The 20,441-nt window shown below is 71.1% G+C and carries 16 protein-coding genes; 8 read left to right on the forward strand and 8 right to left on the reverse strand.

What is annotated here, in order from left to right; all coding sequences use genetic code 11:
- Positions 1–109: 109 nt before the first annotated feature.
- The 7 genes from IPH07_34815 to IPH07_34845 all read right to left on the reverse strand — a co-directional run bounded on the left by IPH07_34815 (position 110) and on the right by IPH07_34845 (position 10,100).
- Positions 110–2,104: a putative Ig domain-containing protein gene (locus tag IPH07_34815; protein ID MBK6922614.1), complete on the reverse strand. Its 1,995-nt coding sequence runs from the start codon at positions 2,102–2,104 to the stop codon at positions 110–112.
- An 83-nt stretch (positions 2,105–2,187) separates the two neighbouring features.
- Positions 2,188–4,491 carry a type VI secretion system tip protein VgrG gene (gene tssI / locus IPH07_34820; GenBank protein ID MBK6922615.1) on the reverse strand — a complete coding sequence of 768 codons (2,304 nt, stop codon included), beginning with the start codon at positions 4,489–4,491 and terminating at the stop codon, positions 2,188–2,190.
- 307 nt (positions 4,492–4,798) lie between these two features.
- Positions 4,799–6,022 carry an RNA polymerase sigma factor gene (locus IPH07_34825; GenBank protein MBK6922616.1) on the reverse strand — a complete coding sequence of 408 codons (1,224 nt, stop codon included), beginning with the start codon at positions 6,020–6,022 and terminating at the stop codon, positions 4,799–4,801.
- Positions 6,023–6,042: 20 nt separating this feature from the next.
- Positions 6,043–6,441, reverse strand: a complete 399-nt coding sequence (locus tag IPH07_34830) for a hypothetical protein (GenBank protein MBK6922617.1) — start codon at positions 6,439–6,441, stop codon at positions 6,043–6,045.
- Between the two features lie 117 nt (positions 6,442–6,558).
- Positions 6,559–8,571: a hypothetical protein gene (locus tag IPH07_34835; GenBank protein MBK6922618.1), complete on the reverse strand. Its 2,013-nt coding sequence runs from the start codon at positions 8,569–8,571 to the stop codon at positions 6,559–6,561.
- Positions 8,572–8,685: 114 nt separating this feature from the next.
- On the reverse strand, positions 8,686–9,405 hold the full coding sequence (locus IPH07_34840) for a hypothetical protein (protein MBK6922619.1): 720 nt from the start codon (positions 9,403–9,405) through the stop codon (positions 8,686–8,688).
- Between the two features lie 107 nt (positions 9,406–9,512).
- Entirely contained in the window at positions 9,513–10,100 is a 588-nt protein-coding gene (locus IPH07_34845; GenBank protein MBK6922620.1) for a TetR/AcrR family transcriptional regulator, read from the reverse strand.
- Between the two features lie 197 nt (positions 10,101–10,297).
- Here IPH07_34845 and IPH07_34850 point away from each other — a divergent pair, with 197 nt between their 5' ends.
- Positions 10,298–11,341 (forward strand): hypothetical protein, encoded by a 1,044-nt coding sequence (locus IPH07_34850; GenBank protein MBK6922621.1) that lies wholly within the window; start codon positions 10,298–10,300, stop codon positions 11,339–11,341.
- An 89-nt stretch (positions 11,342–11,430) separates the two neighbouring features.
- Positions 11,431–11,817: a hypothetical protein gene (locus IPH07_34855; GenBank protein MBK6922622.1), complete on the forward strand. Its 387-nt coding sequence runs from the start codon at positions 11,431–11,433 to the stop codon at positions 11,815–11,817.
- Positions 11,818–11,850: 33 nt separating this feature from the next.
- On the opposite strand, the gene IPH07_34860 is transcribed toward IPH07_34855, so the two are convergent.
- On the reverse strand, positions 11,851–13,599 hold the full coding sequence (locus IPH07_34860) for a proprotein convertase P-domain-containing protein (GenBank protein ID MBK6922623.1): 1,749 nt from the start codon (positions 13,597–13,599) through the stop codon (positions 11,851–11,853).
- Positions 13,600–13,802: 203 nt separating this feature from the next.
- Here IPH07_34860 and IPH07_34865 point away from each other — a divergent pair, with 203 nt between their 5' ends.
- The 6 genes from IPH07_34865 to IPH07_34890 all read left to right on the forward strand — a co-directional run bounded on the left by IPH07_34865 (position 13,803) and on the right by IPH07_34890 (position 20,440).
- A complete protein-coding gene (locus IPH07_34865; protein MBK6922624.1) occupies positions 13,803–14,351 on the forward strand; it encodes a hypothetical protein in 549 nt (182 codons plus the stop codon).
- A gap of 17 nt (positions 14,352–14,368) precedes the next feature.
- Entirely contained in the window at positions 14,369–14,884 is a 516-nt protein-coding gene (locus IPH07_34870) for a hypothetical protein (GenBank protein ID MBK6922625.1), read from the forward strand.
- Between the two features lie 20 nt (positions 14,885–14,904).
- Entirely contained in the window at positions 14,905–15,285 is a 381-nt protein-coding gene (locus tag IPH07_34875) for a hypothetical protein (protein ID MBK6922626.1), read from the forward strand.
- 91 nt (positions 15,286–15,376) lie between these two features.
- Complete coding sequence (locus IPH07_34880) at positions 15,377–16,678, forward strand: hypothetical protein (GenBank protein MBK6922627.1); 1,302 nt, start codon at positions 15,377–15,379, stop codon at positions 16,676–16,678.
- A complete protein-coding gene (locus IPH07_34885; GenBank protein ID MBK6922628.1) occupies positions 16,675–17,856 on the forward strand; it encodes a glycosyltransferase in 1,182 nt (393 codons plus the stop codon). The genes IPH07_34880 and IPH07_34885 overlap by 4 nt, the downstream gene beginning before the upstream one ends.
- Positions 17,857–17,860: 4 nt before the next feature.
- Positions 17,861–20,440 carry a glycosyltransferase family 1 protein gene (locus IPH07_34890; protein MBK6922629.1) on the forward strand — a complete coding sequence of 860 codons (2,580 nt, stop codon included), beginning with the start codon at positions 17,861–17,863 and terminating at the stop codon, positions 20,438–20,440.
- The last annotated feature ends 1 nt before the right edge of the window (position 20,441 follow it).

Below are 20,441 nucleotides of genomic sequence, written 5' to 3' on the forward strand. Positions count from 1 at the left end.
CATCCGGAACGCGCGACTCGGGCAGCGCGACGCCGACGGATGCGAGCACGCGCTCAGGATCGCCGCACCCATCGCTTGATGCGCACGCGCCTCGCATCACGTGGTCGGCTCATCGCTCGCGCGTTCGCGACGCACGACGCGTGGGGCCGGTGCCGCGGTCGCGTCGCCGTCGCACGACGGCGAGGAGCCACGGCAACCACATCGCGTGGGTAGTGTGGGCAGCGTGGGGGCCGGGGCGTGACGGCGCGGCGCTGGCACACGCGCAGCCACCGGCGTCGACGTCGTCACGTGCGCCCGGCGTGTTGCCGCCCTCGCCGTCGCCCGTGACGCTGCCGCCTTCGCCGTCGCCCGCGGTGGTCCCGTCGCCATCCACGGTGGTGGTGCCGTCGCTGCTGGAGGTCGGCTCGCCCTCACCTGCCGACGAGTCGCTGGCATCGTCCCCCGCCACCGTGACGACGAAGCTCTGCTGCACCGCGCCGACGTCGTTGTCGAGCTGCACGGTGAACGCGTAGCTGCCCGGGGCCGTGGGCGTCCAGGTCAATGCACCGCTGGCCGCGTCGATGCGCGCGCTGGCGGGCGCGTCGGCCAGCGACCACCACAGCGGCAGATCGCCGGCCCCGCTCGGTTGATACGCCAGCTCGATGTCGAGCTCGGCGCTGTCCGGCGGGCTGCCAGCGATGCTCGGGAGCACGAGCGCGTCGGGCTCGTCGACGACGATGCCCTCGCCCTCGACGAAGGCGTCCTCGAACTCGAACAACACCCCGTCGTCGGCATAGACGAACGGCCAGCGCGGCTCATACGGCACGTGTCGCGTGGCGGCCTGCGCTCGCCAGGTGGCGACGCGGTGGTAGGCCTCGCCATCCCATTGCGCGACGGTGGTGGTGCGTGCCGCATCGAAGCGCACCGGCACCCGGCACGGCGCGTCGAGCTGCGGCGGGGTGGTGAGGATGTTCGCGCCGTACGCGGTCGCCTGCCGTGCCTCGCCTTGGTCGTCCCAGTCGACCACGTAGAAGAACGGTGCGCACAGCGGTGGCTCGTACTCGGCCAACAGCGCCCACGCCAGCAGCAGTGAGCCCGAGCCGACGCCGGCGGGCGCGTAGTCCTCGTCGTAGAGGTCGCGCACCGCCGTGTAGACCGCCGTGCGCGTCGGCGTGAGCGACAGCCAACGACCGACCTGCGGGCGATAGCTGCCATCATTGGTGGGTCCGCCACCGATCGCGTTGCGAATGGTGCCGTCGTCGACATAGACCCGCTGAACGAAGGTTGCCGCGAGACCCTCGAGATCGGCGGCATCGAACACCACGCCGCGTCGCGCCGCCTGCACGGCGAAGTCGACGTTGATCGCCGCGTGCGACACATCCTCGCCGTTGCCGGCGTAGGCGCCACCCCAGTAGTTCCACAGGTACGCGCCATCACCCGCGACCGTCATCATCGCGCGCAGGCGTGCGGCCAAGGCGGTGGCCTTGGCGGTCGCATCGGCGTCGCCGGTCAGCGCGCCGTACAGCAGCAGCGCGCGCCCGAGCGCGTTCGATTGATTGAGCGGCTGATCGCTGCCGGCGTAGTCGAGGAAGCTCGCGTCGGCTGCGAACACGTAGTAGCCGGCCGGGTTCCACTCGAACTCGTGGAACGCGATCGATTCCTGCGCCGCCGCCAGATACGCCTCGGCCTTGGCACCGAAGCTCTCGCCGTCGTAGGCGAGCTCGTCGGCGTACGGCGAAGCCCGTACCGCCTCGACGAACTCGAGCATCGGGTGGATGAGCATGCCGGTGTGCACCGCATAGCAGTACGCGCCGTCCTGGTAGCTCATGTTGCGCCAGCACGCCCCCGAGATGCCGCGATAGTCGCTGACGCCGCGCGCATCGTCGCGCTGCTCGAGCACACCATCGGCGTGCCAGGCGAGGCGATCGAGGTACATCGGATCGCCAGTCACGCGGTACATCGCGGCCAGCGAGGCCATCACGTACGACTCGCCCCACGCCAGCGTGGCGGTCTCGTTGTCGGCATCGCGGTACCAGTCACCGTCGGCGACGTTGTCGTAGGCGTCCTCGTAGGACCACCGGGCCGAGACCGCCAGCGGAAGAACGGCAAGCCACGCGAGCAACATCGCAGCAACGGTAGCACGCGGGCGCGATGCGGCGTGTGGCCGCGCCTACGTCACACCGCGTAGGTGCGACCAGATCGCCCGCGTCACTCGCAGATCTGGGCCATGCCCATCGCAAACGTCGCCGTGGCGCCACCGCCGTCGATCATCACCTGACCGACGGACGACACCGTGACCGTGGCCTTGCCGGTCACATCGACGACGCCACCGTCGACCGACACGCACGTGGCGCTCTCGAGCATCAGGGCGGTCACGCCTTCGATGGTGGTCGACGGCGCGCGCAGACGCGCGGTGCCGTCGAGCGTCAGCCGGCTGTCCATCACCTGTGCGCGCACCTGCGTGGAGCTGTTGAGCAGCGCGCCGGCATCGAGCTTCAGGCCGCTGGCGGCCGAGGTCAGCGTCGTGGTGGTGCCGAACATCGTCGCCTCGCCCGGCTGCAGCAGCAGCGAAGCGTCGGCGCCCATCAGCTGCAGCTTCGGCGTGTTCACGACCACGCTGTCGGGCTTCATGACGATCGACGAAGCGCCGCACACGATCTTGATCTCGTCGCGCACGGTGATCGCATAGGTGCCCTGCACGGAGAGCTCGGCGCCGGGGATCCCCGGTGCCTGCACGTCGCCGCCCTTGCCTGCCCCGCCCTGGATCACCGTGCGCAAGCTGCCGGCGATCTCGAGCGACTCGTTGCCGCCCACGCTCCGCCCGCGATCGCCGTCGACGTGGATGGTCTCGTGGCGATCGATGGTGGTGCCGCGATCGCGACCGACCTTCTCGGTCTCGTCGACCCCGACCGAGCGCGTGCTCGAGGCCAGCACCACCTCGTCGAGGTTGCGTTGCGCATGCAGGTAGATCTGCTCGTGACCGGCCGCGTCCTCGAACGACAGCTCGTTGAAGCCATCGGAGTCGGGCGTGCTACGGGTCTTGAGCACCGTGCGGGTCTTGTCGTCGGGCAGCGCGCGCGGGGGCTGGTTGCGACCGTTGTAGACACAGCCGGTGCACAGCGGCCGGTCGACGTCGCCGTCGATGAACGTGATGACCACCTCCATACCGATGCGCGGCAGGAACACGGTGCCGAAGCCCGGACCCGCCATCGACTGCGCCACGCGCACCCAACAGCTCGGGGCCGAACCGTCGCCGCGATCCTTGGCGTGCTGGTCCCAGTGCATGCGCACGCGGATGCGACCGTGCTCGTCGACGTGGATCTCCTCGCCCTCGGGGCCGACCACGGTGGCCGTGTGCACGCCGCTGATGCGTGGCTTGTGGCCCCGCCGTCGTGGCCGGAACACCGCGGTCGCGGGCACGCACGAGAAGTGGTTCTCGTGGTGGGTCGCACCGCCATCGCGCTCGGGCTGGGTCATGCGGTGGTCGACACGGGTCACCAGCCAGCTCGCGTCCGACGCGGGGTTGGCCATGCCGCCGAGCTCGACGACCTGTCCGACCGCGAGCCCGACCACCGTGCTCGCGCCGTGGGCGTGGCGGCCGCGCAGGATGTCGCGCTGCAGCTCGAGCTCTGCGCGCCACGGCGTGCGATCGGGCCCGACCGCGGGGTCGTCCTCGTCGACCGCTGCGAAGACGCCGTGCTCGAAGCTCTCGTAGGTCGGTGGATCGTGGTCGCCGATCTCCGCGTAGATGACGTCGTCGTCGCCCGCGCGCCAGCGTTGCTCGAGGTAGCGCACGCGCTGCGGGCGGGGCTCGGCGTGGTCGGCGAACGCATGCACCGTCTCGAGCTCGAGCATGCCGCCCTGCTGATCCGGCGCGCGCAGCTGCAGCGTGTCGGGCACGTCGGCGAAGGCGAAGGAGCGCCCCTCGTCGATCAGCTGCAGCACCTCGGCGCCGGCCGCCTGATCGTGGAAGAAGTGCGCCGTGATGCCCTCGTCCTCGAGCAGGCGGTGGATGAAGGCCAGGTCGCTCTCGCGGTACTGCACGCAGTAGTCGTGGACCGGGTGCTCGCCGAGCTTCGCGACGTCGATCTTGCGCTGCGTCCGCTCGAAGGTCGGCGCGACGATGGCCTGCACGATCTGCGGCACGCTCATGCCCTGGAAGATCCGCGATCGTCGGCCGACGTCGAGCAGCGCACAGGCGGGCCCGACCGACAGCCCCAACACCAGGCCCTCGCGCGTGCTGCCCAGCACCGCCGCCTGGCGCACCACGCCGAACATCGTGCGGATGTCACTCTCGCGCCCGAGCGTCAGCTCGACATGGGCGCCCAACAGATCCTCGAGCTCGACGGTGTGATCGACCAGCAGTTCGAGCTCGATGGCGTAGGGCCGCGCGAGCTCCTCCGTGATCCGCACCCGCCGCACGGTGGTCGCAAACGTGCTGCTCTCGCCGGCGATCGTGCGCAGCTCGACGCGCCACTGCACGGGCTCATGGGTGACTCGGGGGTCGCTCATCGGTGGGATCCTCGATCGAAGGGCGGTGGGCGACCGGCCATGGCCGCCCCCCTCGCTGCTGCCCGTGCCGGACCTGGTCGCTCGCCGCGCCGAGGGCCGTGCAGGCGCCATGCTGCATCGCCGGGTCGTGCCCGCCAAGGGGGCGCGCGGCCGGGGGCTCGGCCGCAGCGTGGGTGCTCGGGCATGCCGGTGGCCGGTCGACCCGCGCGTGCCGGCGCTTGCACGCCGGCCAAAGACGTCGCCCCGCGGGTCAGGCATGCGAGCGGGGCAGCCGGCGCGAACACAAACCATGCCCGCGTCGATGCGATCACCCCGGGCACTGCTCGAGCCGAGCCGCGCGCGCGATCAGATAGTCGCGCTCCGGAACGCTGGTGGTGCACGCGGCCGCGGCCCGGTAGTGCACGAGCGCGGCCGCACGGTCGCCGGCCATCTCGAGCAGGTGCCCTCGCACGGCGTCGAGCCGATGGCCACCCGCGAGCCGCGGCTCGTCGGCGAGGGCGGCCAGCGCTGCCAGGCCCGCCGCCGGCCCGCGCACCATCGCGAGCGCGACCGCGCGATTGAGCCGGACCATCGGGTTGTCGCTCATCGCCTCCAGCGCTCCGTACAGCGCGAGGATCTGCGGCCAGTCGGTCTGCGCGGTCGAGGGCGCTTCGTCGTGCAGCGCCGCGATCGCAGCCTGGATCGCGTAGGGCCCGAACCGCCGTCGCGACAGCGCCTCGGTGACCAACGCGATGCCCTCGGCAATCGCGGCGCGATCCCAACGGCTGCGATCCTGCTCGTCGAGGGCGACCAGCTCGCCGCGGGCCCCCGTCCGCGCATCCCGACGGGCATCGGTCAGCAGCATCAGCGCCAGCAGGCCCAGCAGCTCGCCGTGGGTCGGCCGCAGCGTCAGCAGCATGCGCGCGAGCCGGATGGCCTCGCGCGCGAGGTCGACCCGCACCAGGTGCGCGCCACCGCTGGCGTAGCCCTCGTTGAAGACCAGGTAGAGCACGTGGAGCGCGGCATCGAGGCGGGCATCGAGCTGCTGCGGTCCGGGCAGCTCGAAGCCGATGCCCGACGACGCGATGGTCTGCTTGGCCCGGCTGATGCGCTGCGCCATCGTTGCCTCGGGCACCAGGAACGCCCGCGCGATCTCGCCGGTCGTGAGCCCCGCGACCGCGCGCAGCGTCAACGCGATTGCCGAGGTGCGCGTCAGCGCGGGGTGGCAACACATCAACACCAACGCGAGCGTGTCGTCGGCGGCGACCTCGGCATCGTCATCGGGTGCGGGGGCCGCGACCGGCCCGGCATCGAACACGAAGATCTCACGGCGCGTGCGCGCCAGCTCGGCGCGCACGTGATCGGCCAGCCTGCGCGACGCGACCCGCAACAGCCACGCGCGCGGCTGCTGCGGGACGCCCGTGTCGGGCCACTGACGCGCGGCGGCCAGCAGTGCCTGCTGCAGGGCGTCCTCGGCGGCCGCGAAGTCGCGGTGGCGACGGGCCAGCTTGGCCAGCACCTGCGGCGCCAGCTCGCGCAGCAGCGTCGCCATCGACCCCGCTGCGGCCGTACTCACGGCTCGACCGGCGGCGCGCTCATGACCTCGCGGATCTCGATCGGCATGCGCAACGGCTTGCCGTCCTTGCCGGGCGCCGACGAGGCCTGCGCCGCGATCGCGTGGGCGCGCTCGGGCGTCTCGACGTCGACGATCCAGTAGCCGGCGAGGAACTCCTTCGACTCGGCGAACGGCCCGTCGGTGACCTCGGGTGCGCCCTTGGCCCCGGCTCGCACGAGCCGCGCCTGGGCCGGTGGCGCGAGGCCCTCGGCGGCGACCAGTTCGCCGTCGCGCTGCAGCGCCTCGGTCATCTCGGACATGTACCGCACGTGGGCCTGGATGGCCTCCATGGGCCACTTCATGACGTTCCAGTCACCGTCGCCGCGGGGGGCATTCATCATCAGCATGAACTTCATGGCTTCGTCTCCTCGGGTGCTCGGCCGCCGGTGATTCGGGCGGCGTTCACGGCCCTGTCGGAGCCACCACCCGCGTTCTCGACATCGCGCCGCGACTTTTTCGGAGGCCCTCGCGGGCTACAGGCACCCACTCATGTCGGGGAACGCGCAGACCCCATCGGTGCACTCGTTGGTGATCACGCCGGTACGCAGGAAGGTGTCGAGCTGGCGCTGGAACTCCGGCAGCTTGCGCAGCTTGCCGTGGGGATCTTCGCAGGCGCGCTGCGGCAGGTTGCCGACCGGGTCGGGCGGCAGGCCGAACGCGTACTCGACGATGCCCGAGCCCTCGTGCGGCGCGGTCACGGTCTCGAGCCCGTAGATTTCCCGGACGCCGCTGTCGATGTGCGGCATGCCCATGGTCCGCGCCATCACGTGGGCACCGAGCGTGGTGACCTGGTGATCGCCGACGGCGTCGTTGATGAAGACCTGGTGCGCGGGCGTACCCGGCAGCATGTCGCGCAGCACGTAGGGCGCATAGCCAGCGGGCTCGGTGCGCTCCCACAGCATGTCGGTGAGCGCCAGCAGATACGTCTGCTGGCGGGTGTCGGGGTAGCTCGCGCGGATGATCTCGAAGAAGGGATCGAAGTCGGCGCTGCGGCTGAGCAGCAGGTTGTAGGGCATGCCCGGCACGCCCAGCACACCGCGCTCGACGTCGGTGGTGAGCGCCATGTACGTGGCGCCGAAGATCCCGCCCTGGCTGATGCCGTGGTAGTAGGCGCGCTCGGGATCGATGAACCCGCCGTAGTCCGGATCGGCGGCGAAGCGCCCCTTCATCATGCGCATCGCCAGCAGCGAGTTGAGCATGCCCTGGTGCTGGCGGTCGACGACGTCGGCGAAGCGGTGGAACTCGCCGGCAGCGATCAACGCACCGATCTGCAGCTCGTCGTCGGCGGCCATGCCGATGAAGTCGACGCCGAACATGATGTAGCCGTAGGCGTCCATGAACTCGAGGAAGTGACCGCTCTCGATCTGCTCCTTCTCGCCCAGCAGGCCGTGGCCGTACTGGATGAGCCCCGCGGGCGCCTGCACGGCCGCGTGCGGGATGAGCACCTCGAAGCCGAAGCTCGCGGTCGGCATCGCGGGGTTGATCACCGGCAGGCCGTCATCGCCGAAGACGAGCTTGGCGCCGGGCCCCGGTTGATCGAGGTACATCGGCACCGTCATCTCGCCGAAGATGCGGTAGGCGATGTGGTCGGGCTCGTAGTCGTCCTCGACGCTGGTGATGGTGTACTCGGGGCCATCGTCTCCCACCATCGCGAGCGACTCGTCGCGCATGCGCAGCATCCAGCCGGTCTGGTTGTCGCGCGACGCCGTGGTGAAGTCCCACGCCAGCTGCAGGCCGTCGCGGGCCACGCCCGCGTCCGCTAGGCGGGCGAAGATGTCGGCGTAGAGCGGTCGGCGGGCCTCGATCGAGGCCTCGTCGGAGGCGGTACCGTCGCGCAGGGCGGCGAAGCCTGCGGTCGGCGCGAGCTCGTCACCCACGCCGTTGCGCAGGTGCGAGTAGCCGACGATGTAGCGGTGATCGTCGCGCAGGCGGATCGCCGGATGCATGATGAGCAGCTTCTGCTCGGGATCGTCGGTGGTCGCGTCGAGCTCGACGAAGTGGGGGACACGCTCGCCGGTCTCGGCGTCGAGCAGGATGCTGGGGCAGTCGGCCGCCATCGAGCGCGCGATGTCCTTCGAGCTGGGGAAGCCGACCAGGCCGTAGGGCACCAGCTCCGGGAAGTGGGCCAGCATCGCGATGCCGGGCGTGAAGCCATCGGCGCGATTCCACGGATCGGCCTGGGGCCGACCGCCGTAGTAGTCCATCGGCATCGCGTCGACCTCGAGCTGCACGCGGCGACCGGTCTGGGTCGCGTCGTCGGCCACGGTGTACACGTTGCTCGGGAACGGCAGCGGGCAGAAGCTCGGCACCAGCGGATCGCACGCGACGTGCGGCCACTCGACCACCGGCGCGATCGGATCGCCGGTGGTGGTCGAGTCGGCGGCGCCGGTGCTGGTCTCTGCGGCGCTGGTGCTGCCACCGGCGTCGCCACATGCGGCGAGGGTGAGCGTGACGAGCAGCGGAGCGAACGAGCGACAGGACGGCATGGGCTTCCTCGCGGTCAAGGGGACCGCGCGAGGATAGCGAGCCGACGCGCGCTGCAGGGTACGCGCGCGCGTGCGTCTGGTCTCGCGCGTGCGGAGCAGGGTGTTCCATCGCGATCAGTCACGTCGGGCCACGCGCGCGGCCCGACGCGCCCGCACGCGCTCGACGAACTCGCGCCACAGCGTCTTGGTGGGCACGTACTCGAGCCGATCACTGCGACGGTACTGCGGCTCGATCGCGGCCACGTGGGTCTGGACGAGCACCATGCCGCGCGAGACGGTGGAGCCCGCCACGAGGCGCGGGTCCTGTTCGTCCGCATCGGCCTCGTCGGCGGCCTGGCCGGGCGGGTCACACGGTGCGTCGGCAGTCGCGTCTGCATCGCTCGCGTTGCCGGGCTCGATCGTGTCTTCATCGGCGATCCGCAGCGCCTCGGCGTCGGCGGGCGCCACCGGGGTCGTCGCTGCGTCGACCGCCGGCGCGTAGGCGAGATCGAACGGCCGCGTCGACTCGGCCTCGGGCCACGTGCTGGGCGACACCTCGCCGTGCCCCGTGCACGCGGCGAGCCCTGCCAGCGCCGCCGCGAGCAGCGGCCGTGGGCTCGCAGGCTCGGGTCGCAGCGCGATGATGCCGTCGGCACGGGTGCGGTACTCGACGCAGATCCGCTCGCCGTCGTGCTGAGCCAGCAGCGCGCGGACCTCGGGCTCGGTCATCTCGCCCAGGCGCAGGACCGGCTTGCTGCACTGCTCACACCACGCGCGTCCGCGACCGCGCGCCGCCAGCTCGACCCCACTCGGACACGGCCCGATCACCGGCAGACGATCGCGATGCAGCGGCATGGTGGCGGATCGAACGACACTGCACCGCGGCCCTGACACGACAACCGTCCCTGCCCGCCCTTGCACCAAGCCGTGAGGCTCGAATCGACGACGACGGGGGCGGCGGATCACGCCACCGACGGTGCGCTCGCGGTGCCCGAGCCGAGGCCACGCCCGGGGTGCACGGCGATCGCATCCCAGCACGCACGCTCGGCCTGCGCGACCACCTCGTCGTCGAGCACGAGTCGGCCCTCGGTGTGCGCGCGCATCATGCCCACGAAGGCGCCGAACACGAGCTCCATCAGCAACGTTGCGTCGAGCGGCTTCACGAGGCCCTGCGACTGCGCGAGCCCGAGCATGCTGCGCGCGAAGTCCTTCAGGTTGCGATCGAGCGCCACGCTCTCGTCGTCGAGATACGAGGCGTGGTTGTGGGTCTCGATGAACATGAACGCGTCGGGGTCGTCGCGCGCGAACGCGATGATCTCGAGCCACATCACGCGGAATTGTTCGCGCGCGCCGACGCCCTGCGGGAAGGCCTTGAACACGCGCTGCATCACCACCGACTTCCACTTGCGGTAGAGCTCGTTGACCAGCGCCTCCTTGCTCGGGAAGTAGTGATAGATCGTGCCGGCCGCGACCTCGGCACGCTCGGCGATGTGCGGCATGGCGGTGCCATGGAAGCCGCGCTCCACGAAGCACGCGAGCGCGGCGGCCATGATCGACTCGCGTCGGTCCGGCCGGGCTGGCGGTCGGCCCCGTCTTGGCTTGCCCTCCAAAATACCGAATGAATGTTCGAACAATTCCGGGCGCTTTGCCAGCTCCCCGTGAATTTCCCTTGCCACGTGGGCTTCCCGGTGCTTCCCTACGCCTCAGATTTTTCGAACGAACATTCAATCAAGAACTCTGGAGCACCATGACGACGCGATCCCTCCCCGCCCTGATGGGCCTGGCCCTGACCCTCACCTCCGTCACCGCCTGCGACCTCGATCTGCCGCCCGGCGACATCACGCAGCCGCAGTACTGGGGTGACCTCTTCCTCGCCAAGTACGCCGACGAGCTGGTGCTGAACGAGCTCGAGCCCGGTCCCACTCCGCTCGAGCAGCCGCGCGTGGTGCTGCTCATCACCGGCGTCACGATCCCCGCGGCGTGGTTCGAGCCGATGATCGCACGGCTCGAGCGCGACGGCTTCGTGCCCGTGGTCTACGAGCCGCCCGAGCTGCTGAGCGGTGACCTCTTCGAGAACTCCGAGCGGCTCGCCGATGTCATCGACCAGGTCCGCGCCGAGCACGGCGTCGACACCATCGACATCCTCGCCGAGTGCACCGGTGGTCTCATCGCGCGTCACTACGTGCAATCGCTCGGCGGCGCGCCCAAGGTCTCGCGACTCGTCACCTTCATCTCACCGCAGCACGGCCTGCCCAAGGCTCCGTGGGCGCAGGACATCGTCGGCTGGCCCGCGCTCGACGACCTCACCCCCGGCAGCGAGTTCCTCTCGGCCGTCAACGACGCGCCGCTACCCGAGGGCCTGCCGATCACGTCGATCTACACCTGCACCGACGAGTACATCCAACCCTACGAAACCTCGATCATCCCCGGCGCCCGCAACATCGGCCTGTGCGACGGCTTCGTCGGCCACTTCCAGTTCTTCTACGACCCCGCGATCTACCTCGTCATGCACGGCGCGCTCGTCGAGCCCCTCCCCGGCGACCCCGCACCGGGCAGTGACGACGACGGTGGTGAGGCCGACGACGGTGAGGCCGACGACGGTGAGGCCGACGGTGGTGAGGCCGACGACGGTGGTGAGGCCGATCCCGACGACGACGGTGATGATCCGGACGCGGACGCCCCCGGCGAGACGGCGCAGGGATGCAGCGTCGCCCCGCGCACGGCTGCTACGCCGACATGGCTCGCGGGCCTCGCGATCGGACTGCGTCGCCGACGTCGCATCCGCGTTTGACGGCACCGCCCGCTCCTTGCGAACGCCGTCCCGGGTCGTCGGACGCACTTGGGTTGCCGCCCATCCGCGTCCGTGGCACCACGAGATCGATGGACCTGTCCCCGCAGAACCTCGGGCGTGCTGGCGGCATCGTGGTGATCCTCCTCGGCGTGGCCGGAGTCGTGGGGGCCGGCTACATGGCGCAGGAGGAATGGGCGGCGTGGCTCTTCATCGGCACCGCGGCGTTCGGACTCGCCTTCGTGTTCGCAGGCGTGAGCGCGATCCGATCGGCCGCGCCACGCGTGGTCGAGGTGATGCCCAAGGACGAGCTGAAGCAGCTCATCGACGCCCGTCCGGTGCCGTTCTCGATCTGCGTGCGCTGTCGCGCGATCATGGATGGGGCCGCGCTCGGCTGCAGCGCCTGTGGGTCGGTCGTCGACTGCGTTCAGATCGCCACCGAGGCCGAACGCACCATGGGTCGCGCGGCGCTCGGATAGGCGCGGCCGGTCTCCTGGCGTCGCCCAGCGCCATCAATCGAAGCGGCTGCCGATGCGCAGGGTCCAGGACCCCAGCACGCCGGTGTTGCCGGCGACCGCATCGACCACGCGCAGGGTCCACTCGCCGTTGACCGACTCGTCGCCCGAGAAGCCCACCGGCGCGGCGTGGAAGCGGAACAGATCGGCCTGGTCCTGTGCCACGAGCACCTCGTTGCCCGCGGGATTGGTGAGGGTGACGCGGAGGTCCTGCGGGTTGGCGTGGTCGATCTGCAGGTCGATCTCGACGTCCATGTCGACGGTCGCGAGGCCGTAGACGAGCAGCGAGCGCGACAGCCCCTGCGCGTCGCCGTCGGGGATCGCGACGTCGAGTGAGGTCTCGAAGCTGCCGTCGGCGAAGTTGCCGACCATCCACGCCGGCAGGCACAGGCCCTCGTCGCCGCGGGTGAGTCCGGCGCACATCAGACCCTGACCGAGGTCGCACGGGGCCGATGCACTGCACTCGGTCTGCTCACCGAAGCCCGCGAGCAGGGTGCAGCGGCCCACGTTCGAGGCCTCGGAGCTGCCGACGCAGGTGCCCTCGGCACAGTCCGCGTTCGAGCTGCAATCCTGGCCCTGCGAGCCGACGCCGGCGCTGCAGCGCTCGATCTCGCCGTCGCTGATCACGGCGACGCGCTCGGCAGCGTCGAGCGGGAAGTAGGCGCCGACCGAGGTGTCGCCGGCGCCGAACTCGTAGACCACGTACGCGCGCGCGCTGGTGCGGTCCCACAGCTCGGTGCGGTTGATCTCGCCCTCGTCGGCGCGGGAGAACGCGTCGTCGACATCGGTCACGTCGGTGTGGGCCGAGCTGCGTACTGCCTCGACGACCTGCGCGCGCTGCAGCTCGCTCAGGCCAGCGGGCGATTGCAGCCGCACGCGCGGGCCGCTGACGACGTCGTGGGAGCTGCGCAGGTCGTGATACTGGTCCCCGAACACGCACTGCACGGCGAACGGCGACAGCTCGTCGAAGCATGCTGGGCCCATCTCCTGCGCGAAGGCCTCGAAGCCCGCCGCACAGAAGGCCGCCGGCATCGGCGCCTCGCACAGGCGATCGAACACCGGCCCGAGCGCCTCGCCATCGGTGCAGATCGCGAGCGCCTCGGCGGGGGTGAGATCGGGGCTCTCGGGATCGGCGGCCGAGTCGGCGACCTGCGCGTTCATGCAGGCGAGGATGTTGTTGGCGACGGTCTCGTCACAGCCGGCGGGCGCCGGGGGCAGCGGCGCGCAGTCACCGTTCTCGCAGGTCGACGACAGGCGATAGGCCCCGCGACCCCGCGCGTCGTGGGTGCCGACCACCACGAGGTACTCGCCGGCAGCGAGCGTGAGGCCGGTGATGCGGGACTGTCGACCCCAGCCCGCGTCGTCGTCGAAGGCGATCGCGGTGTCGCCGAAGGCCTCGCCCTGGCGGGGGCCGAACACGAACAGCGTGGTGTCGAGCGCCTTCGCGGTGCCCTGTCGCGTGATCTCGATGCGCACGCGTGCGCCCTCGCGGACCGAGAGGTGATAGCCGTGGAACTCGAGGTCCTCGGTGAAGCGACCGGTGCGGGCGGCCTCGAGCTCGAGCGTGCCGAGGTCCTCGACGTGATCGATGGCGTCGCCTTTGCCATCGCCCAGCTCGGGGATCACGGCGTCGCTGCGATCGTCGGCGCTGCAGGCAAACAGGGAAACGGCGGCGAGTGCGGTGATGGAGGCGCGCATGTCGAGCTCGACCGGCCGCTGTGCAACCTCGGCGCCGCGGTCTGTCACGGACCCGCACGCGGGATCTCGGGGGCTTTCGCTGGACGCGTGACTCCGACGTGACCCACGCGGGCCGGCCCGGCCGGCCGTGGCCACGAGAGTCGCCACCCCACCCGAGCGGCCGCCAGGGGCCCGCCCGAGGCCGTCGCGCACATGGGCGGCGCTGCCACGGATCGATTTGGCCGCGGGTTGCACGTGCAGGTCGAGACCCCATGACACGCGCCACGCATGTTCCATCGTTGCTGATCCTCACCGCGCTCGCGGGCGCATGCGCCTTCGAGTCCACCGCAACCGCGCATCGCGTGCCGGTGCCGGTGTTGGTCGGGCCAGTCGAGCAGATCGGCGGCGCACCGCGTCCGAGCAGCGCCGACGACGGCCCGCAATTCGACATCAAGGTCGATCGCACGGTGACCGCCTCGAGCAGCTCGCAGACCAGCGGCAACGTCACCGTCACCACCACCACCGCGACCGCCTCCACCGCCGGTGCCGGCCTGGTCGACGCCCGCGTGCGACTGGCCGCCAACGGCGCCAAGAACCGCCTGGTCCGCGTCGACCAGCTGCGCGTGAACTCGTACAGCGGGTTCTTCTACTCGGCGGCGTGGATCAGCAGCCGCGTGCGCATCAAGGGCCACGTCGGCCGCGATGTCGTGCTGCCGGATGCGCCCGCGCTCGCGCCGGGAATCGAATCGCCGCCGGGTGACACCACGAACTCGAACGCGGCTGCAACGACGACACCCGCTGCGAACTCCAACCTGCGCTGACACCAAGGCCCCGGACCATGACCCGCCGCATCTGTGCTCTCACGTCGATCTCCTGCGTCGTCCTCGCGCTCCTCGATGGCTGCGCCGGAGGACGCTCCAACCTCCGCTTCGACGACACGCGCTACCCCGTGTCGCTGTCGCCGACGGTGCTCGGCTCCGACGGCGTCGTGTTGTTGCCCGCACGCCGCGAGGTCGTCGGCAAGCTCGAGATCGAGACCAAGGTCTACGGCCTGCTGTGGGCAGCGGTGCCGCTGACGCCCAACAAAGATCTCTCGACACAGGTCAACGATCAGATCGAGCGCGCCGGCGGTCAGGCGGTCGTGAACCTGCGCGTCACCAGCCGGCAGTGCGGCCTCAACAGCGCGTGGGTGCTGAGCACGGTGCCGCTGTGGCCGGGGTGCAGCAAGGTCTTCGTGCAAGGCGACATCATCCGCGAGCGCGCGCCCGAGGCCGTGGTCGAGATCGAAGCGCCGCCCAGCGAACCCGCGGCCAGCGAACCGATCGCGCACGCCCACCCCATGACCCTGCCGTGAACTCCGCGAGGAACTCCATCATGAAGACGTTCGCATCTCTGCTCGCCACCTCGACCCTCATGCTCGCGTGCAAGCTGGCGCCACCGGCCCCGCCGTACCTCAGCACCGAGGAACTCGCCGTGGTCGTCGTGCGCCCCAGCCAGGACATGGCGATCCGCATCGCGCAGTACTGCGAGCCGGTCGCCGCGGTGACGGCCTTCGGCGACAACCACCTGCGCCAGAACGCGCACACCCGCGGCGCCAACCTCGTCGAGGTGCTGTACGACGCCGGTGGCAGCACCGCGGTGCTACACAGCTGCCCGCTGGGCTTCGACGCCGGCGAGGGCACCTTCGAGAGCAACGACGCGGCCGCGCGCGGGTCCTCCTCGAGCGTGACCACCCAGACGGTGACGTTGCACTGAAAAGCGCTCCGCGCTCGGACGTTGGCGCGCACCCGGAGCCCGCATCGGGCCACGCACACCCGCGGCGATCATCGCAGATGAATGCGAGAGGATGCCGCCGGCTCTCGATCCCGACGCGCTCGCACTGCCGGTGCTGCAGGACCCTGCCTGCGCCGCCTACGTGCGCGAGCTGTTGCGCACGCGCTGGACCGACGGCCACGACGAAGACGCCGTGGCACGCGTGCAGGCCCGCATCGACGCACGCACGATCGTCTTCGTCGCCGTCCACCACGGCAACTTCCCCAGCCTCGAGTTCCTGGCGCCGGCGCTGCGCGAGCGCGGGCACACGACGCTGGCGATCTATCTGCAGGGCGACGCACACGGCGAGGGCTTCGACCACACCGAGTGCTGCGGTGGTTCGCTCTCGCGGCTGGCGGCGCTGCTGCGGTCACTGCCCGACGGCACCGCGATCTATCTGCAGGCCCATGCCCGCTGGGTGTGGCTCGGGCAGCTGGTCGCCGCGGTCGCACCGCGACTGCGGCTGGTGCAGGAGATCTGGGACTGGATGGATCAGTTCGCGCCGGCCGCACGCGCGCAGGACTTCGTCGACGACGGCGTGTTCACCCACGCCGAGCTCGCGCTGATGCGTGGCGCCGAGGCGTGGGTGCGTGACCACGCGTATGCCGTCGTGCACAAGCACGGTGGGCGCGAGCAGCCGCCGTGGCCCACCGGCGCCGCGGCGCGCGAGTGTCGGATCATGCCGTGCCCGCCGCGCGCGTGGTCGCGGCCGCCGCTGCGCCGCGAGCCCGGCCCGTGGCGGATCGTACACGTGGGACAGATCAAGTCGCAGCACGCACCGGTGCGGGCGTTCGGCGACCTGCAGCTCGCATCGCTGTTCCAGCGCTGGACCCGTCAGGGCCTCTACGTGAGCGCGTACCCCGGGGTCGCACCGGCCGCCGATGCACTCGTCGACTACGAGGCGCTCGCGCGCCGCGATCGGGCCTTCGCGCTGCATCGACACCGCTCGATCGGTGAGCTGGTCGGCGCACTGCACGGGGCCCACGACTACGGCCTGCTGCTGTATCCGTTCCCGCGCGAGCTCGCGGTCGGTCGTGCGCACCTGCGTACGGCGCTCGCGAGCAAGCTGTTCACCTACGTCGCCGCCGGCCTGCCGGTGTTGGTGAGTCCGGAGCTGGCGTACATGGCCGAGCTGGTCGAGCACCACGGCATCGGCCTGGTCGTCGAGGCGCGCGATCACGATCGGTTGCGCGAGCGCCTCGACGTCGTCGACTACCCGGCACTGCAGCGCGCAGTCCGGGCCGCGCAGTCCGAGTTCCACATCGAGCGCTTCGTCCCCGCGCTGGTCGAGCTGCTCACCGCCTGCGGACCCGTCGCCGCCGAAACACCACCATGACCGCTCGTCGACCGCAACGCATCGCGATCGCGCTGCCCCGCGACAATGACTTCTACCGCGCCCTCGCTGCGCAGATGTGCCGCGGCTTCGAGGCGTGCGGCCTCGAGGCCACCAGCGTGCTGCGTCTGCTCGCCGCGGACGACATGCGGGACTTCTGCGCCAGCGTGCGCCCCGACGTGTTGCTCGAGATGAACCGCTCGCGCGCGATGGCGGAGTTCGTGCCCGACGACGTCGTGCACCTGACGTGGGTCGTCGACCTCGGCGGTCGCGCGGTCGATGACTTCGCGGGCTCGGCGTACACGTATCTCTTCAGCGACGCGTGGCTGCCCCACTTCACGCTCGACGCGCCGCATCGTTGGCTCGGCCCCGGCGCGTGCCCGCAGGACTACCCGCAACGCGCCCACACCTCGAACCAACGCCTGGCGTTCCTCGGCCACATCCCGAATCCGTGGACCCCGGAGGAGCTCGCGCGCGACGTCACCGGCGGGGCTGGCGTGTGCGACTTCGGCAGTCTGCTGCCGGCGATCGAGCGGCTGCTGCGACCCGACGATCCGCACCAAGCGCTGCTCGGCGTCGAGGACTTCCTACGTCGCATCGACGGGGCCTGCTATGCGATCGGCGGCCACCCCTTGGTGATCGACGACGCGCTCGCCTACGACATCACGTGCCGCGTGGTGCGGCACCTCAACCGCACCGAGCTGGCCGACGCGGCGCTCGCGATGGCATCGCGGCGCGGCCTGCAGGGCGACGCGCTCGCACGGTGGCTCGGAATCTGGGGCACGCCCAACTGGTCGCGGTGGCCTCGCTTCGCGCCGCACTACCACGGCTGGCTCGCCACGCCGGCGCAGATGTCCGAGGTCTACACCGGCACGGAGATCGTGCTGCACGAGGGCACCGGCGTGCACTTTCGATCGATGGATGCGATGAGCACCGGCGCGCTGGTGTCGTTCCGCGAGGGTGATCTCGGCAGCCATGTCGACGCGATCCACCTCGGCTTCGAGCCGCACGTGCACTTCGTGCCGTTCCACCTGCACGAGATCGACGACGCCCTCGCGCCGTACCTCGCCGACCCCGTGCGCGCGCAGGCCATGCGCGACGCCGCGGCCGCGCGCATCCGCGACGCCCACACCTGGCGCCACCGCGCGCAGGGAATCCTCGACGACCTCGCGAGCCTGTGACCCGATGAACGCACCCGTAGCCACCGACACCCCGGTCGAGCCGACCGCCGCCGACGCGCGCTGGTCCGAGGCGCGGATCCTCGAGGCACTGCTCGACGCCGGGCTACCGCTGCCCGAACTCGACGCGGTGGTGCTGGCGATCCCGCAGCCCGCCGCCGCGATCGTGAGCCTGCGACGACTCGCACCGAACCTGCGCGCGATCGTGGTGCTGTCGTCGACGGCCAGCGATCTGCCGCTCGTCGGCGCGACCTCGCTGGTCATCGGTGACGCCGACACCCAACGCGACGACGGCCTCGCACTGCTCGAGACGCTGCTGCGTGCAGGCGTGCGTGCCGCTCGGGTCGCGTGGATCGACGACCCCGATGCCGGCGATGACGACGTTGCGACCGCGTTGGTGCGTGCGCTCGGTTGGCGTGGTCTGGAGCCGTGGCTCGACACGATCGCGCCGGAGGACGCTCGTGCGCACGCGGTGCTCGGCGCATGGGCCGAGCGACTCGAGCTCGAGCAGAGCTCCGTGGCGGCGCTGCGACTGTGGCTGCTGCTCTACGCGCACACGCGCTCGGGCGCGATCGCAACCCGCGTCGCCATCGCCTACGACAAGCTCGGCGCACCCCAGCACGCTGCGCGATGGCTGCCGCGTGCCGATGCACCGCCCGCAGCGATCGACGAGCTGGTCGCCCAGGCACGCGCCGACGCGGCCGTGCAGGCCCAGGCCGAGCAGGCCCAGCGCGACGCCAACCTCGCGGCCCTGCGCGAGCGCTGGCCGGCAGCCGCGGAGGCCCTCGCTGCCGCGTCGTGCAGCGGTCTGGACATCCTGTGCACCGATGCCCTGCCGTGGCGCTGGTCCAGCGCGGCCGGGGTCCGGCGCGATCCGTATCCGTTGGTCGTGAGCATCGACGACGACGGCATGCGCGAGCGCGTTCGCGTGCACGCGCATCCCGAGTCGCCGGCCCGACTGCGCGCGCAGATGACCGCGCGCGTCGGCGCGGCGGGACGGCACGCGATGGTCGGCCTCGCCGACTGGGCCGCGGTCTTGAACCTGGTGGGCAACCGCGTCACCACCACCCTGCCGGGCTGGACGCAGCAGGTCTACGGCTTCGCCGACGACACCGCAGTCCTGCGACGACTGCTGGGCGCGATCGATCTGCGCGCCGTGCTCGCGTCGGGCGTGTTCGCGGCGGTGTTCGTGGGCGATGACGCCACTTCGCAGGCCCTGCGATTCTTCGCGAGCGAGCGACTGCGACCGGTACCGAGGATTCGCGTGGGCTGTGATGCCATCGATCCCGCGCTCGCGCGACTCGATCGCGAGCGCATCGAGGGTTGGCACCGAACGACTGCGGCGCTCGCCGACCACCACCGCGACACCGCCGCCCGCGCGCTCGCGAAGCTCGACGCCGGCGCACCGCTGCGCGTGTGGCTGTGGTCGTCGATCCACACCACGGTACTGCGCCACGTCGGCGCGGGTCTGATGGCCGGCTTCGACGCGCTCGGCCACACCGCGCAGCTGCAGATCGAGCACGACCCGCGCGACAACTACGACCTCCCCGCGGTCGCCGATGCATTGGCGGCGTTCGATGCCGACCTCGCGATCCAGCTCGATCACATCCGACCCGAGTACGGCCCGCTGCTGGCGCCCGGTCTCCCGGTCGCCGCGTGGGTGCTCGACGAGCTGCCGCCGCTGTCGGATCCTGCGCTCGTCGCCAAGCTCGGCGCGCTCGACCTCACCTTCGCGTGGAGCGCTCCACTGGCGCGTGCCTACGCCGAGCGGGGCCATCCCCACAGCGCCAAGCTGCTGTTCGCGGTCGACCCTGCCACCTACCACGCCCGCGATGTGCTGCCCGCCGAGGACGCGATCGCCTACGCGACCCATCTGACGCTGCCGTTCGAGCCACGCTGGGCCCCTGGCATCTACGCCGAGCTCGAGCGCGTGCTGCAGACGATGCCACAGCTGCCGTCGGGCCTGGTCGAGCTCGCACCCGTGATCGAGCGGCTGCTCGCGCGCACCGGCGTGATCGTGCCGGAGCCGCTCGCGAGCACGTTTGCCTACGACGCCCTGCTGGTCGCGCGCCACGTCGAGCGCACCCGCGTGGCCGACGAGATCCTCGCGGCGGGTCTGCCCCTGCGACTCTACGGCCGCGGGTGGAATCGCATCGAGCGCTTCGCAGCCCACGCCCACGGCGAGATCGCGGCCGGGCCCGACCTGCGCGCGATGTACCAGCGCCACAAGGTCGTGCTGCACATCAACACCCGCTGCAACCTGCATCCCCGCGTGCTCGAGGCCGCGGCCAGCGGCGGCTTCGTGCTCGCGCGCTCCGACGGCGACTTCGACTGGGCCGATGGCGGGGTCCACGACGCGCTCGAGATCGGCCGCGAGCTGTGCCTGTTCGACGACCCCGCCGACATGCTGGCCAAGCTGCGCCGGGCCCTCGTCGACGAGCCGTGGCGACGCGAGTTCGCGCGGGCGGCCCACGACCGCGTGCACGCCGATCACACCTACGTGCAGCGGGCGCGTACGATCGTCGACGCGCTGCACGCCCGCCTGCGCGCCGTGGCCGGCGATCCGACCACGCACGACCCCGCGTAGT

Source organism: Deltaproteobacteria bacterium, assembly GCA_016709225.1.
GTDB lineage: Bacteria > Myxococcota_A > Polyangia > Nannocystales > Nannocystaceae > Xiheibacterium > Xiheibacterium phototrophicum.

What these genes read in the sequence shown, in the direction of transcription:
- IPH07_34875 (MBK6922626.1), top strand. Translation starts at nt 14,905, where the DNA reads ATGAAGACGTTCGCATCTCTGCTCGCCACCTCGACCCTCATGCTCGCG.
- tssI (MBK6922615.1), bottom strand. Translation starts at nt 4,491, where the DNA reads ATGAGCGACCCCCGAGTCACCCATGAGCCCGTGCAGTGGCGCGTCGAG.
- IPH07_34850 (MBK6922621.1), top strand. Translation starts at nt 10,298, where the DNA reads ATGACGACGCGATCCCTCCCCGCCCTGATGGGCCTGGCCCTGACCCTC.
- IPH07_34865 (MBK6922624.1), top strand. Translation starts at nt 13,803, where the DNA reads ATGACACGCGCCACGCATGTTCCATCGTTGCTGATCCTCACCGCGCTC.
- IPH07_34855 (MBK6922622.1), top strand. Translation starts at nt 11,431, where the DNA reads ATGGACCTGTCCCCGCAGAACCTCGGGCGTGCTGGCGGCATCGTGGTG.
- IPH07_34885 (MBK6922628.1), top strand. Translation starts at nt 16,675, where the DNA reads ATGACCGCTCGTCGACCGCAACGCATCGCGATCGCGCTGCCCCGCGAC.
- IPH07_34890 (MBK6922629.1), top strand. Translation starts at nt 17,861, where the DNA reads ATGAACGCACCCGTAGCCACCGACACCCCGGTCGAGCCGACCGCCGCC.
- IPH07_34870 (MBK6922625.1), top strand. Translation starts at nt 14,369, where the DNA reads ATGACCCGCCGCATCTGTGCTCTCACGTCGATCTCCTGCGTCGTCCTC.
- IPH07_34830 (MBK6922617.1), bottom strand. Translation starts at nt 6,441, where the DNA reads ATGAAGTTCATGCTGATGATGAATGCCCCCCGCGGCGACGGTGACTGG.
- IPH07_34825 (MBK6922616.1), bottom strand. Translation starts at nt 6,022, where the DNA reads ATGGCGACGCTGCTGCGCGAGCTGGCGCCGCAGGTGCTGGCCAAGCTG.
- IPH07_34835 (MBK6922618.1), bottom strand. Translation starts at nt 8,571, where the DNA reads ATGCCGTCCTGTCGCTCGTTCGCTCCGCTGCTCGTCACGCTCACCCTC.
- IPH07_34845 (MBK6922620.1), bottom strand. Translation starts at nt 10,100, where the DNA reads ATGGCCGCCGCGCTCGCGTGCTTCGTGGAGCGCGGCTTCCATGGCACC.
- IPH07_34815 (MBK6922614.1), bottom strand. Translation starts at nt 2,104, where the DNA reads ATGTTGCTCGCGTGGCTTGCCGTTCTTCCGCTGGCGGTCTCGGCCCGG.
- IPH07_34880 (MBK6922627.1), top strand. Translation starts at nt 15,377, where the DNA reads ATGCCGCCGGCTCTCGATCCCGACGCGCTCGCACTGCCGGTGCTGCAG.
- IPH07_34840 (MBK6922619.1), bottom strand. Translation starts at nt 9,405, where the DNA reads ATGCCGCTGCATCGCGATCGTCTGCCGGTGATCGGGCCGTGTCCGAGT.